We start from the raw sequence: 15703 nt of genomic DNA, 5'->3' as shown, positions 1-15703 counted from the left end.
ATTTTTTAAAAGTTAAGACTTAGATTGAAGGTAATGGATTTGGGAACTGGGGTAGAGTATAGGTTGCCCATTGACTCCGGATCCATATAATTATCATAATTAGAGCTGATAACGAATAGGTTACGAGCCTCTAATCCTACAGTTGCTCCGCCGATACTTAGTTTATGCAGCCATTCGGATGGCACCCGATAAGCAAGACGAATATTTTGTAAGCGTACAAAGCTTAGTTTTTTTACCCAGATGTCCAGTGATCTGTAAATGTCATTTCGAGTACTGAACAAGTAGTAGTCAGCCGGATTGTAGTTATACGTTGCTAATGCAGGGAATTTTCCTGTTTTATTTTCTGGTGTCCATCTATCCAGTATGTCTCTATTCATATTGCGTCCTGGATCTAAGTCAGACACATTATAACTTGGAGTAGTTTTTACGTGTGCTCCAAAATTATAAGAAAAATTCAGGTTCAGTTCCCAATTGCGGTAATTGAACGTATTTAGAAAACCGCCCGTATAGGGAGCGTCTGACGTTCCGACATAGCTGTAGAAATCTCTTTGTTCTTCGCTATTCGGTCCTATTTGGTAAGTGCCAAGCCCGTCTTCATTTGATGTCATTCTAAATAATTCTTCCACAGTGACAGCTTTGCCCTCTTTATTCTCAAGATAGATTTGCCCTGTATCAGGATTTATACCTTTTGTTTTTAGGGCAAAGATTGCACCTACAGGATATCCTTCCAGACTAGGAGTCACTTGGCTTTTATCTGTAAGTACTTTTAGTACTTTATTTTGATTATATGCGAAGTTGAAAGTAGTGTACCAAGAGAAGTTTTTAGTGGTGATATTACGTGTCTGCAGATTTACTTCTACACCTTTATTTTCCATGCTAGCCCAGTTTATAGACATATTAGTGAATCCATTTTCCAAAGCTAATGCTTTAGAACCAATTAAGTCTGTTCCTTTTCTATAGTAGTAATCTACACTAAGATTGATGGCTTGATTGAGTACGGAAAAATCCATTCCTAAATTGTAAGATGCTGTTTTTTCCCAGCGTAATTTACTGTTGGGAGCACTATTGATAATAATATTTTCTTCACTGTAGCCAGGTAAAATATTCACATTATCATATTTCCCGACTAGGAATGGAGAGGTTCCCTTATCAATATTTCCTTGTAAACCATAAGAAAGGCGAAGAGCTAAATTATCAATCCATTTGTATTGTCTAATGAACGATTCATTAGATAAACGCCACAAACCGCTTACCGAATAGATTGGTAAGAAACGGTATTTCTTATCTACTCCGAATAAATCAGAACCATCCATGCGCACACTTCCTCCCAATGTATAACGATTCATTAAAGTATATGAACCATTGGCAAAGAAAGAAGCAAAAGCGTTTTCCTTGTACGATTTAGTTTTTAGATTCCAATCATTGGCTTGTGCTTCATCTTTAAATATGAGATTCTGGAATGTTAGTTTCTTGGGATCATATCCGTATCCGGTTGAGGCTTGGTTGTCTACCCAGTTTTTGCGAATTTCCGAACCAGCCATTATTTGTATGTCATGTATATCCCCAAATGTGTTTTTGTATTCTCCTTGTATTTTCCATGTGAGTTGTGAGGTTGTACTATTAGTTGTTTTAAGCATGCCTCCTTCTGGTATAAGATAGGTTTGTACACCATTTTTCCAATATTTATTGGTTTCACGTATATTCCTAATATTATATGAATTTATCCCGGCATATTCTTCTTGCGACAATTGATCCCATTGCACACCAATCTGTGAATAAACTTTCCACTGATCGTTAAAACGTAGCTGAACATCAAAGATAGAATTGATGGCTGTGGTGACAGATTCTTTATTGGTGTTTGCTCGTTCTTCGAATATATTAAAGCCTTGCTTTTCATCTGTTTCACTACTTCTGACTACGTCGTAATCGTAAAGGTAGTTTCCTTGTTCGTCAAACGGAGCAAAGTAAGGGTTGGCGATACGTGAATAATATATAGGGTTAATAAGTCCGTAAGTATCAGTCATAAATGTGTTATTCTTGCGTCTGTTGGCAAAAATAGACATTCCAATTTTTAATATTTTGTTGATTTGGTAAGACGTTTTACTGGTCAGATTAAAACGACTCATGCTTACACCTGGTACATTTCCGTTTTCTTTGACATAACCAAGTGAGTTGTAATAAGTAACCTTTTCGCTACCACCGGAAATGCTAAAGTTATATTCTTGCGTGAAAGCATCTCTGAATAATATATCATTCCAGTCTGTATTGATTGTTTTCAGTTTGTTTATAGCATTTTGGGCTTCAGGTGTCAGTCCGTTCCACCCCTGTTCTTTATAGATGTCTATTAAGTTATATTGTTTCATGATAGCAGCAACTTTTCCTTTTTCAGGAAATACCGGTATCGGATCTGTTAATCCCCATAATATGTCAAACCGTGCTTCTTTTAACAATTGAAGTTCCAAATCGACTTTCTCTTCCGAGTTTAGTAAGTTGAGTCGTGAAGTATTGAGATTTGGAGTATAAGTCAATTTAGTATTGAAGTTAATAACAGGTTTTCCGGTTTTTCCTCTTTTGGTTGTTACCACAATTACGCCATTTGCAGCACGTGCACCATAGATAGCAGTAGCAGCTGCATCTTTTAATATCGTAATGCTTTCAATGTCGTTTGGACTTAAACCTGCGATAGAAGATTGTGACATATTTACGATGTCATTATCGTTATCTTTGTTGATTTCTGGAATATCAGTCCCTTCCAAAGGTATCCCATCCAATACCCACAACGGGTCTTGTGTTCCATTCAGTGAAGCCGTGCCACGAATACGAATACGTGCTGGAGCTCCCGGTGCACCGGAAGTTGTCGTTACAGCCACACCGGCGATTTGTCCCGCTAATGCCTGGTCGATACTTTTTGCAGCACCTACCATTCCATCTGTTACATCTACTTTGGCAATGGCAGCAGTCAGTTTACGACGTTCCAGTTCTTGATAACCGGTTACTACGACGTCTCCCAATGTGTGTGCAGAAGCTTGAAGTACAATACGATAAGTATCTTTTCCTGCTTGCAAAACGATGTCTTGTTCTTCAAATCCTATATAACTACAATGTAACCTAGTCACCTTTTCCGGAATGGAAATGGAGAATTTACCATCCATATCAGTGATAGTACCTAGAGAAGTCTGTGATGCTCCGGCCTTTTTTAAGTCATCTGCGTTAACATATACGGAAGCACCGATCAGAGGTTCATTATCTTCACCGGATATAACGACTCCGGTGATTGTACGATTAGCAGCGCTGGCAAAGGCCAGCGCATTTGCAAAGAGGCATATAAGAATGCACAAGTATTTTTTTCTCATTAATGTAGATAGTTAAAGTAATAAGTGGTTTTATTTGATTCCTAAAGCAGTATTAATACGTAGAATCATGTCCTCATAATGATAGCGTGCAGCAGTATCGGAAGTTCCGAGACGGTTCTGCAACAACTTCTTGATACGTAATAATTCACCGCGTTTCACAGAAATAGCATCTGAAATACGGTTGAGCTGACTGCCATAGAAATTGAGCACACGTGGAGCACCCATCCGGTCTTCCTGACGAAGTGCACGTTGTTCGGCAGCGTAACAGCTACAGAAAGGAGTAGCGTGGTCAAGCAAGAAATGCTCGTTTGCAATCTTTTTGTTGATTTTAACAGCTTCTGGTTCTGCAGCGGCTGTAAGTAATGCATCGAGGAAGTTTTTCTGCAAAGAACGTTCCATAACATTAGGGATACCACCGCGTTCGGTAACACCGAAAATATTCTTATGAAGTCCGTCCATAAGTTCCACTACTGTAAAGGCTTTCTTTCCGTTGACAGATTCATTCTCTATCATACGCATCAAACGAGTATTGCCAAGTAAATCCCAAAGGATATAGGCTTGGGCGTTCTTTAAGATTTGCGTAGGAGCATTCTCCTGTTTTCCAATGGGAGTATTGCGAAGTAGATAAGTATATTGTCCCACTTCCGTGTCAAACAGCCATTTAGGGTACGTCAAAACTTCATCCATCAGAAATTTCAGTGAAGCTTGTTGTTTCTCTTTCTCTACAAATGTATAAGTTTTAACGCCGTCTCCTACAATTGTATTTTCAATGTAGATGCCGCCAATATTGGCAAGGACATGATATAAATAGTTGTTCCATTGGTTGATTACAGCGTAGTAGAGGCGAGATGCTTCTTCATAAGTTTGTCCCTTCTCACCGGTAGTAGTCCATTGAAGAATTTGTGGAACGATACGTTTCAGATTCTCAATGCCAAGTAAAGAAGAACGAACCGGATCATCACCTAAATCTTCGTTCTGTGCACGTGGATCTACCGCATCGCGGACGTCCTGTGCTTCACTATATTTATAAAGCCGATCAGTATGTTTGCTCAAGAAATCGAATAAAATATCCTTTTCTTCTTCCGGAGTACTCTTTCCGTACCAACGATATCCATATTCGATAGCGAACATATCGTATGGACCGATATGCGGAGAAAGAACTTTCACGCCATCTCCAGGCTGTGCGATATAATTGAATCGTGCATAATCCATGATAGATGAAGCGGTAGAGTTCATTCTGGAAGTGAATGCTTCGGAACGTAATGAATCTGTCGGGAAAGCCCATGAACCCATCATATTGTGGCGGAGTCCCAGAGAGTGGCCTACCTCATGACAGGCGACGAATCGAATGGCATCTCCCATCAAAGCATCAGGCAATTGTACATTACGTGCTTCCGGACACACTGTTCCGGTCTGGACAGTAATCCATTCACGTACCATAGAAAGCACATTGTGCCACCACATAATATCAGCTTCCAGGATTTCTCCGGAACGGGGATCTAACAGAGAAGGTCCCATTGCATTTTTCTTTTCCGAAGCAGCATAAGTCAGTACGGAGTAGTTGACATCATCCATGTCTACATGCATACTGTCCGTGATTTCTTTGGCGATAATCGCATTCTTGAAACCCGCCTTTTCAAAGGCAATCTGCCAGTCCTCGATACCTTTCTTAATGTACGAACGCCATTGGTAAGGAGTTGAATTGTCAATGTAGAAGACAATCGGTTTGGCAGGTTCCACCATCTGACCTTTCAGATAAGCCTCCCGATCTTCCGGTTTGGGTTCCATACGCCAGCGGGTGATATACTGTGTCTTATCCGTACGCTGCTGCGCATCACTAAAACTTAATAACGGATTCGTGAAATAACCGACCTTCTGATTGTCGAATCGTCCCATCATCGGCTTCTCGGGCAATAAGAGAATAGAAGAACTAACTTCCACCGTTACATAAACAGTAGTAGTACCTTCCGTTACCCGGGTAGTCAACTCGGAAGTTGCCACGACATTGTTTGAAAAGGATTTGATGGATAGAATACGTGATAAATTCTTGATAGCCGAAGTACCCAGATTAATATTGGTAAATACGTTATTGATACTGGTTTCCGTACCATCATAAATATCATTCACCTTGATTACTAATGCCGTAGAATCTGCATTGACTGCTTCGATCTTGAATGCGGCAATCAGCGGAGAGATAAAATTATCCTTTACCGAACGGAAGATAGCGTCCGTTTGGGGGGCCAGAGGTAATGGACGTTGTTGGCGTAACATTAGTTTGCCCGTCGCTTTGTCCCATTCCATGCAAACCATCTGGTTTTCATAGTTTACTCCGCGGTTTACACCCGCATCATTAAGTTCGGCAGGAACTCGTTGCAGCTTATTGACAACTAATAAGTCACGTCCCAAAAGTGAGGTGGGAATTTCAAAATAATAATCATTCTTCTTTTGATGTACAGCAAACATCCCTTTGGTCGTTTTACTGTCTTCCACTAATTTCTCGTAGTCGCTTTTACTCTTCTCTTCTTTCTCTTCTGGTTTTTTCTTTTTCTTTTTAAACCAACTCAGATTTTCTGTAGCGGGGGTAGTTGCAAATGCCGAGAGCGCTTCTCCACTCAGCAATATACATGCAATGACCGCTGCCATTACTTTTACATACATTCTCATTGAGTTTCTAACTTTTAATTATAATTAAAAAACGGCTACAAAAGTACTAATATAAATAACATAATGACTACTAATTTGCAATGAATATAACATTAAAAAGAAATATTAACTAGTATCTACGGTCATCATTCTCCTCGGATATTTCATAGTTTAGTGGGAATAGTGTACATTTGCGGGAGTAAAAAAGTGAACGGAATGATGAGACGATATATCACTGCTTTGATGCTGGCTTGCTGCATCGGAGGGTATGGACAAGAGAAGAAGCAAGTAACCTTTGTACCTCCTTTTGACTTTCCTCTTACATTGAGTGGGAACTTTGGAGAAATCCGCTCCAATCACTTCCACGGCGGACTGGATTTTAAGACAGGCGGAGTTATCGGTAAACCCGTTCGTGCTCTCGCTGATGGCTATATTTCGCGTATTCGCGTCACGAATGGTTCGGGATATGTACTTGATGTCTGTTATCACAATGGCTATTCAACGATCAACCGCCATTTGAGTGGTTTTGTTTCTCCCATTGCCGAAAGGGTGGAGAAACTTCAATATGAAGAAGAAAGCTGGGAAGTAGAGATTGTTCCCGAACCGGAAGAATATCCGGTAAAAGGAGGCCAGCAGATCGCATGGAGCGGAAATACCGGATATTCGTTCGGTCCGCATCTTCACCTGGATGTATTTGAAACGGAATCGGGAGATTATATTGACCCTATGCCTTTCTTTCAATCGAAAATAAAAGATACGCGTGCTCCGAAAGCGGATGGCATTCTATTTTTTCCACAACTGGGTAAAGGAGTAGTGGATGGAAAGCAAGAGAATAAAACCATCCTTCCCAATAGTGAGCGTCCGGTGGAAGCATGGGGAGTGATAGGCGTGGGGATCAAAGCATACGATTACATGGATGGAGTGAATAACCATTATGGAGTTTATTCGGTTGTGCTTACGGTAGATGGCAATGAAATATTTCGTAGCACCGTAGATCGCTTCTCGCAGGAAGAGAACCGGATGATTAATTCCTGGACTTATGGGCAATATATGAAATCATTCATTGATCCGGGCAACACTTTGCGTCTGCTAAAAGCATCGAATGATAACCGTGGCTTGGTGACGATTGATGAGGAACGGGACTATCAGTTCTTATATACATTAAAAGATGCTTTTGGAAACACTTCCAAATATAGTTTCACCGTACGGGGTCGGAAACAGCCGATTGAACCGTTGAATCATCGGGAGAAATATTATTTTACCTGGAATAAGACTAATTATCTGCAAGAACCGGGATTGAACCTGGTTGTTCCGAAAGGAATGTTGTATGATGATGTTCCCCTCAATTATCAGGTGAAGGCGGATAGTGGTGCCGTTGCTTTTACTTATCAGCTGAATGATAAGGCGGTTCCGCTGCATGCAGCTTGTGAGTTGTGTATCGGGTTGCGTAGAAAACCAATTGCCGATACGACGAAATATTATGTGGCCCGCATAACTCCAAAAGGAGGAAAGTACAGCGTAGGCGGAAAGTATGAAGACGGATACATGAAAGCATCTATCCGGGAGTTGGGAACTTACACTGTTGCCATCGATACCATCCCGCCGGAGATTATCCCTGTCAACAAGAATCAGTGGGGAAGAAACGGAAAAATTGTCTATCGTTTGAAAGATCAGGGCGCGGGAATTGCTTCCTATCGTGGAACGATTGACGGAAAGTATGCGCTTTTCGGACGTCCCAATATTGTGAAATCATACTGGGAATGTACGTTGGACCCCAAACGCGTAAAGAAAGGAGGCAAGCATACTGTTGAATTTACAGTGACCGACTATTGTGGGAATGAAACAGTGGCCCGTGAAAGCTTTATTTGGTAAATTATTAAAAGTGAATCATATATTTATTATGAAGAGAAGAATTATTCTTTGTGCCGCCGTATTGATGGCGGCTGTGGCGAACACCTTCGCCTGCACCAACCTGATTGTCGGAAAAAATGCGTCTGCCGATGGCTCGACGATTGTTTCCTATTCTGCCGACTCGTATGGCTTATTCGGAGAACTTTATCATTATCCGGCTGCTACCTATCCAAAAGGTACGATGCTGAAAGTTTATGAATGGGATACCGGCAAGTATCTGGGAGAAATAGAGCAGGCACGCCAGACTTACAATGTAGTCGGTAATATGAATGAATATCAGGTTACCATTGGTGAGACAACTTTCGGCGGACGTCCGGAATTGGCCGATTCTACAGGGATTATCGATTACGGAAGTCTGATTTATATCGGTTTGCAGCGTTCGCGCACTGCCCGTGAAGCAATTAAGATCATGACCGACTTAGTGCAGCAATACGGCTATTATAGCGAAGGAGAATCCTTTACTATTGCCGATCCGAACGAAATATGGATTATGGAAATGATTGGTAAAGGTCCCGGCATCCGTGGAGCAGTTTGGGTAGCTGTACGTGTGCCCGATGATTGTATTTCAGCCCATGCCAACCAGTCACGTATCCACCAGTTTGATATGAACGACAAGGAAAACTGTATGTACTCTCCGGATGTCGTTTCTTTTGCCCGTGAGAAGGGATATTTTAATGGAGTAAACAAAGACTTTAGCTTCTCATTAGCCTATGCGCCTCTTGATTTTGGTGCCCGCCGTTTCTGTGAGGCTCGTGTGTGGAGCTATTTTAATAAGTTCACAGATAACGGAAAAGATTATCTTCCTTACATTGAGGGAAAGACCAATACGCCGATGCCTCTTTTTGTGAAACCGAAACATAAGTTATCCGTGCAAGATGTGAAAGATATGATGCGCGACCATTATGAAGGAACGCCTCTTGACATCTCCAATGATTTTGGAGCCGGACCTTATAAGACACCTTACCGTCTTTCTCCTCTGAACTTCAAGGTAGATGGTCAGGAATATTTCAACGAACGTCCGATTTCCACTCAACAAAGCGGGTTTGTATTTGTTGCACAAATGCGGGCTCATAAGCCGGACCCGATAGGCGGTGTACTTTGGTTTGGCGTGGATGATGCGAACATGGCTGTATTTACTCCGGTTTATTGTTGTGCTACTAAAGTGCCGGTATGTTATACCCGTGTAGATGGGGCCGATTATATTACTTTCTCCTGGAATTCTGCTTTCTGGATTTTCAACTGGGTATCTAATATGGTCTATCCGCGTTATGATTTGATGATCGGTGATGTACGGGAAGCGCAGAAAGAAATGGAAACTACTTTCAACAATGCACAGGAAGGCATTGAAGAAATGGCTGCCAAACTGCTGGCAAAAGATAAGAACGCAGCAGTTGACTTTCTGACAAACTATACAAATATGACCGCACAGAGCACTTTCGATACTTGGAAACAATTGGGTACATTCTTGATTGTGAAGTACAATGATGGAGTGGTGAAACGTGTTAAAGACGGTAAGTTTGAGCGTAATTCTATTGGACAACCTGCCGGAGTGATGCGTCCCGGATATCCGAAAGAATTCTTGCAGGAATATGTCAAGCAGACTGGTGACAGATATTTGGTAAAATGAAGAATTAAGAATGAAAAATGAAGAATTATGCTTTGCAAATATGTCTTATAATGCGATTCTTCATTTTTCATTCTTAATTCTTCATTAAATAACTAGGAATTATAAACTTATTATTTTACATTTGTGTGCTCAAGAAATTGATAATAAATAATTCATTAACCAATAAATAACAATCGAAATGGAAAATCAGGAACTTATTAAACAGGTCACTGAAAAAGCCGAAAAATGGCTAACCCCGGCTTATGATGCTGAAACCCAGGCTGAAGTGAAGCGTATGTTGGAAAACGATGATAAAACCGAACTAATTGAAGCTTTCTACAAAGATCTTGAATTTGGTACTGGTGGTCTGCGTGGTATTATGGGTGTAGGTAGCAATCGTATGAATATCTATACGGTAGGTGCTGCCACTCAAGGACTTTCCAACTATCTGAAAAAGAACTTCAAAGACCTGCCGCAGATTTCTGTAGTAGTAGGTCACGATTGCCGCAACAACAGCCGTTTGTTTGCGGAAACTTCTGCTAATATTTTCTCTGCCAATGGTATCAAAGTATATCTGTTTGACGACATGCGTCCGACACCGGAAATGTCTTTCGCCATCCGTCACCTCGGTTGCCAAAGCGGTATCATCCTGACTGCTTCTCACAATCCGAAAGAATACAACGGTTACAAGGCATATTGGGACGATGGTGCACAGGTATTGGCTCCACACGATAAAGGTATCATCGACGAAGTGAATGCAATTGCTTCTGCTGCCGATATTAAATTCCAGGGAAATCCGGATTTGATTCAGATTATCGGTGAAGACATCGATAAGATTTATCTGGATATGGTGAAAACTGTTTCTATTGATCCGGCAGCTATCGCCCGTCACAAAGATATGAAGATTGTCTATACTCCGATTCATGGTACAGGTATGATGTTGATTCCTCGTGCATTGAAAATGTGGGGATTCGAAAACGTATTTACTGTGCCCGAACAGATGATTAAGGACGGTAACTTCCCGACTGTCGTATCTCCGAACCCGGAAAACGCGGAAGCTCTTTCTATGGCTGTAAACCTTGCCAAAGAAATTGATGCTGACCTCGTTATGGCTTCCGACCCGGATGCTGACCGTGTGGGTATTGCTTGCAAGGATGATAAAGGCGAATGGGTACTGATTAATGGTAATCAGACTTGTATGATGTACCTTTATTATATTCTGACACAGTACAAACAACTGGGTAAGATTAAAGGTGGCGAGTTCTGTGTGAAGACAATCGTTACAACTGAATTAATCAAGAAGATCGCAGATAAGAACAATATCGAAATGCTTGACTGCTACACCGGATTTAAATGGATTGCCCGTGAAATCCGTCTGCGTGAAGGCAAACAGAAATATATCGGTGGTGGTGAAGAAAGCTACGGATTCCTTGCCGAAGATTTCGTTCGCGATAAAGATGCCGTATCAGCTTGCTGTTTGATTGCTGAAGTTGCTGCATGGGCAAAAGATAATGGTAAATCCTTGTATCAGTTGTTGCTGGATATCTACGTAGAATACGGATTCTCTAAAGAGTTTACTGTAAACGTAGTGAAACCGGGTAAGAGCGGTGCAGAAGAAATCAAAGCTATGATGGAGAACTTCCGTGCCAATCCTCCGAAAGAATTGGGTGGCTCTAAAGTGATCTTGAGCAAAGATTATAAGACACTGAAACAGACAGATGATAAAGGTAACGTAACTGCAATCGATATGCCGGAACCATCTAACGTACTTCAATATTTCACTGAAGACGGTAGCAAAGTTTCTGTTCGTCCTTCAGGTACAGAACCGAAGATTAAGTTCTATATGGAAGTTCAGGGTGAAATGGGTTGCCGCAATTGTTATGCTTCTGCCGAATCTGCTGCAATGGAAAAGATTGAAGCAGTGAAGAAATCATTGGGTATCTGATTTTGTTTCTTCTGAAATTTCAGATATAGATAACGAAAGATAAATAATAAATAGCGCCTCCATGGTCTTTTCGAAGATTATGGCGGCGCTTCTTTTTCTCTATACATAGCCCTGATTCTGCCTATTTTCGGGCTTTTTCCCCAACTTGGCACAGTTCTTTCATTTCCTTTGCATTCTTTAAGTCCACTTGCTAATCCTTCTTGCGAGAATCTTGTTGTATTGACATCATCTCAATTTCAACCCGCAGGCTGCGGATACACATGTTTTGTTGATGCTTTAGAGTGATACGTTCAGTTTCATATTCGTAAGTTGTTCGTTTGTAGTTATGTGTATTTCGTGGCCTGCTTTCTTAGTCTATTTTTCAGTCAGTGCTATTTCTTTTTTTTCTGTTATTTCTTCGTGCCTATCCAAGTCCATTTATGCCATATTGTTTCCAATGGTCCTTGTTTATGTTTAGACAGCCACCATTTGCAGAACCGAACCTGCGCCAGGAAAAGAATAATACCGATAATCAGGCTAAGAGTATATCCACAGTAAGGAGCAAGATAGAATCCGAATGGGAAATAGATAATGGCTCCCAAAATAGATTGAGAAATATAATTGGTCAAACTCATTTTTCCGTAGAATCGCAGATTAGATACAGTTTTCTTGAACTGATCCTTCTGATAAAGCAACACGAAAGAAGCAACAAGTACAATCGTAAATGCAAATTTCTGCCACATATCAAAGGCAGTACCTACCGTTTGCTGAATTAAACTGCTGTCACTTTGCATGATCTGTTCTTTCAGAGAATACAGTGGCGCGAAACTGATAGCTGCAATAATAAGTGCTTTCATCCAGAACTTCAAATGAGATTCGGTAGTTACGAACAATTCTTTGCGTCCGATATATAAGCCAAACAGGAAAAGTCCGGCAGTCTGCAAGAAACGTCCGGCACCGATAGCCCAAAACAAGCTTGCTTTCTGTCCTAAAGTAACATTGCCTATCAGAAAATCCCAAAAGTTTCCGGCTTTGGTGTATTCTGCTACTTCAGCATACATGGCTCCGACATTCAAATCGGATAGGGTATAGGCAGGATTGAAAAGGCTCATTATATAATGAAACCATTCAATCGGTTGCAGTGAAAACAAGATGGCGGTGATTAGAATCGCTTTGTCACTCCATTTACGTACGATAAATAGTACAAGACTGACTACAACAAACAGAAGCAGGACATCTCCTGCCGGGAAGAAAGCAGCATTCAAAGTAGCGAATCCTGCCAGCAATATCATTCTCCATAAAAAGCGGTAACCAAAGTCCTTTCCTTTCAACTGCTGGTTGTGCGACTGGATATAGAAAGTGAATCCGAAAAGCAGAGCGAATATGGCATAAGACTTTCCGGCAAGCAGTGAAAATGTCGCATTAAATACTCCGGCATCCAAAATGGTGAGCCATTCAGGAGAACTTTCCGGATATACGGGGAAAATGAAATGCTCCAGGTTATGAACCAGAAGGATGGCCATTACAGCAAATCCTCTAAGAGCATCTACTACTTCAATTCGGGGTGTTTTTGTTGATAATTCCATGGGGCTAATTTATGATTGTTTTTTAGTTAGTATTCGTTTTACCCATCTATTGGCAGGCTTTTCAAAATAATAATAAGAGAGTAAGCTAAGCGCAATAGTGATGCAAAAAATGACGGGGACACTTATCATCCAATGCATGTGCCATTGATACAGAGTAGCCATTTGGGTGTATGTGAGTATAATAAATAAATGTATCAGGTAGAAACTGTAACTGATTTCTCCTCCTATCACTAAGACCCGATTGGATAGTAACCGGGATATATACCCTCTTTGTAAGGCAAAGATAAGTATCACCAAAGAAACGGGTAGCCAGTAGTAACAAGAATAGCGGTATACTTTGGGAATGTCTGCGGTACAAAAATAGAAAACAAAAAATAAAATGACTACTCCTATTTCTAATAGTGTTCCGGTGGAATAAGAAATCTTTTTGTTGAATATCGACCGATAAAACTGATAAAGTAAAACACCTACAAAAAAGTCCGGCAGGCGGGTGATTGGATTTACATACCAGTATGCTTTAATTTGTTCTTCAGCAGTCAGATGCATACCTGTCAGCATAACCAGCAGGCAGATGAAAAGAGTGATGCATAGATTCCGTTTACTATTTAAGAAAGGAATGATGAGGGGGAAACAGAAATAAAATAACTGTTCGCAGCCCAGACTCCACGAAGGACTATTGAATGAGAAAAAATAATCTGCAGAAGGGAAGAACGGTTGCAATAGAAAAGTGGAAGCGGCGAAGTGTTTTATCCAGTCTGTCATATCGTTGTATTGAACATACCCTCCTATACATGCGGCAATTAATAGAGTAAGTAGATGGAGGGGATAAATGCGGGCAATGCGTGCTACCCAAAAAGTACGTTTGGTGGTGATCTTTTCCAATAACTTTTCTTCATAATTATAGGCAATAATGAAGCCACTAAGGATGAAGAAAAAGCTGACTCCAACAAATCCTTCTTTAAAGAAGTGTGTGTCGAAGCTCGGATCCAGAACATAACAATGTGCCCCGAATACCATCAAGGCAAATAATATTCGTAAAGAAGTTAATGTGTTAATCACGATACTTATCAGTTTTTTTGTATTCGCTGACAAAAGTACTGCTTTCTTGTGATATAAAAATTCACATAGATTAAAAAGAATCAAGATTCGGACCGTAGACGGCTAAGATGTTGGGGAGTCATGCCTAGAAAGGAGGCTATATATCCCAATTGGGCACGGTGAATGACATCTGGTTGCTCACGTAAAAGTTGTTCATAACGTTCTTTAGCCGGAAGATACAATCGGTTGATATGGTGAATATCCATGTACAACAAACATTCCTGATGAATAACACGTCCCCAGTTGGCAATTTCTATATTAGTTTCATAAATCTGATTTAAATCTTCAATGCGTATGGCATATAATTCACAATCTTCCAGTAATTCTACATATTCGTATCCCGGTTGATTATGATATAAATCTTTCATGGCAAAGGTAATATCACCTTCGCGTGAAAACCAGATCGTGATTTCTTCTCCGTCACGTAAACAATAGGACCTACAAAATCCTTTTTCAATAAAGTAGACGTGGCGGTCTAGTACTCCACCGTGTATCAGTAAATGTTTTTTAGGAAGCTCCATTTTCTTCATATAGCTGAAGAGTACTTCCAAAGAACTGTCGGATACCGGATAATACTGACGGATTCCTTTGATGATATTTTCCATGTTTGATTTATTCATTTGGATGTTCTATCCACCAATCAATCATCTTTCGGGCAAGACTAAGTTTTCTGGGAAGTTCGGGTAAATTGTCTCTTGTATAAAAGTCTCCCGAGCTCAATTCTTCATCTTGGAGGTTGATTTCCCCTCCGGCATAATCAGCAATAAAGCCGACCATTAGTCCGCTGGGATAAGGCCAGGGCTGATTACCGAAATAAGTGATATTCTTTACATCCAGTCCGGTTTCTTCTTTCACTTCACGTGCTACACATTCTTCTAGCGTTTCTCCGGTTTCCAGAAATCCGGCAACGAGACTGTTGAATGTTCCTTTAAAATTGCGGGCGTGCACTAAGAGTAGTGAATCTTTTTTTCTCACTAATACAAGAATCGCTGTGGAAATGGAAGGATATACTTCCCGGCCACATTTCGGACAACGCTTCATGATAGATTCTTTCTGTTCCATAGGCGTGCCGCAGGCGGAACAAAAGCGGCTGTTTATATCCCAATGCAGAATCTCATGTGCTTTTCCTGCTGTCTGATAATGAGACAAAGGAAGATATTCATAGGAGGCACGAAGCCCTATCATGATCCATTGCTCCGATTCTTCAATGGGAGAGGATAGGGAGAAAGCCTTGCAGTTTCTCCCTTCCAGTGTAGTGATATTGTGTACGGTTGTTTTTTCTTTAATAACAATAGGAGAGCTTTCTCCACATGGGACGGTATATATACCATCCTCTTTTTTCTCAAGAAGCAGTTGGTCTTTGTAAAAGATAAACCACCATGATTGTGCTGTATGATTCATTTTAATTCTAATTCTTGATCTTCGCGCTGCGAAGTTATAAAAAAACTAGATTGATATTTAGACTTATCAGATAAAATACAGGGCAACTGCACCAAAATTTGATTCATAACCGTGCAGAAATGAGCTAAATGATAATTTTGCGGAGTGCCCTGAAAGGGCTTAATTATATAGCGTAGGGCAA

10 protein-coding genes are annotated in these 15703 nt (G+C 40.7%); 3 read left to right on the top strand and 7 right to left on the bottom strand.

Annotation, left to right across the window (positions count from 1 at the left end; translation table 11 throughout):
• Positions 1-5: 5 nt before the first annotated feature.
• Together KTR06_RS14075 and KTR06_RS14070 are read right to left on the bottom strand one after the other, a co-directional pair.
• Positions 6-3353 carry a SusC/RagA family TonB-linked outer membrane protein gene (locus tag KTR06_RS14075; RefSeq protein ID WP_015532979.1) on the bottom strand — a complete coding sequence of 1116 codons (3348 nt, stop codon included), beginning with the start codon at positions 3351-3353 and terminating at the stop codon, positions 6-8.
• Positions 3354-3383: 30 nt separating this feature from the next.
• On the bottom strand, positions 3384-6017 hold the full coding sequence (locus KTR06_RS14070) for a zinc-dependent metalloprotease (protein WP_049702427.1): 2634 nt from the start codon (positions 6015-6017) through the stop codon (positions 3384-3386).
• A gap of 198 nt (positions 6018-6215) precedes the next feature.
• On the opposite strand from KTR06_RS14070, the gene KTR06_RS14065 reads away from it, so the two are divergent.
• The 3 genes from KTR06_RS14065 to KTR06_RS14055 all read left to right on the top strand — a co-directional run bounded on the left by KTR06_RS14065 (position 6216) and on the right by KTR06_RS14055 (position 11458).
• Entirely contained in the window at positions 6216-7868 is a 1653-nt protein-coding gene (locus tag KTR06_RS14065; RefSeq protein WP_074560181.1) for a M23 family metallopeptidase, read from the top strand.
• Between the two features lie 28 nt (positions 7869-7896).
• Complete coding sequence (locus KTR06_RS14060) at positions 7897-9534, top strand: C69 family dipeptidase (RefSeq protein WP_053095326.1); 1638 nt, start codon at positions 7897-7899, stop codon at positions 9532-9534.
• Between the two features lie 178 nt (positions 9535-9712).
• On the top strand, positions 9713-11458 hold the full coding sequence (locus KTR06_RS14055) for a phospho-sugar mutase (RefSeq protein ID WP_004300737.1): 1746 nt from the start codon (positions 9713-9715) through the stop codon (positions 11456-11458).
• Positions 11459-11847: 389 nt separating this feature from the next.
• Here the strand turns inward: KTR06_RS14055 and KTR06_RS14050 are convergent, their stop codons facing one another.
• The 5 genes from KTR06_RS14050 to KTR06_RS14030 form a co-directional block, all read right to left on the bottom strand.
• Positions 11848-13023 carry a DUF418 domain-containing protein gene (locus KTR06_RS14050; protein ID WP_217290441.1) on the bottom strand — a complete coding sequence of 392 codons (1176 nt, stop codon included), beginning with the start codon at positions 13021-13023 and terminating at the stop codon, positions 11848-11850.
• Between the two features lie 9 nt (positions 13024-13032).
• Positions 13033-14082: an acyltransferase gene (locus tag KTR06_RS14045; RefSeq protein ID WP_120071057.1), complete on the bottom strand. Its 1050-nt coding sequence runs from the start codon at positions 14080-14082 to the stop codon at positions 13033-13035.
• Between the two features lie 80 nt (positions 14083-14162).
• Positions 14163-14726 (bottom strand): Crp/Fnr family transcriptional regulator, encoded by a 564-nt coding sequence (locus tag KTR06_RS14040; protein ID WP_004304240.1) that lies wholly within the window; start codon positions 14724-14726, stop codon positions 14163-14165.
• Between the two features lie 7 nt (positions 14727-14733).
• On the bottom strand, positions 14734-15522 hold the full coding sequence (gene nudC, locus KTR06_RS14035; protein WP_120071047.1) for an NAD(+) diphosphatase: 789 nt from the start codon (positions 15520-15522) through the stop codon (positions 14734-14736).
• On the bottom strand, positions 15519-15703 hold a 185-nt coding region (locus KTR06_RS14030; protein ID WP_217290440.1), incomplete at its 5' end, for a hypothetical protein. The genes KTR06_RS14030 and nudC, both read right to left, overlap by 4 nt.

The sequence above is a fragment of the Bacteroides sp. MSK.20.12 genome (assembly GCF_019052435.1).
GTDB lineage: Bacteria > Bacteroidota > Bacteroidia > Bacteroidales > Bacteroidaceae > Bacteroides > Bacteroides xylanisolvens.
The sequence above is the reverse complement of the archived record's forward strand: the minus strand, read 5'-3'. Positions and strand labels throughout refer to the sequence as shown.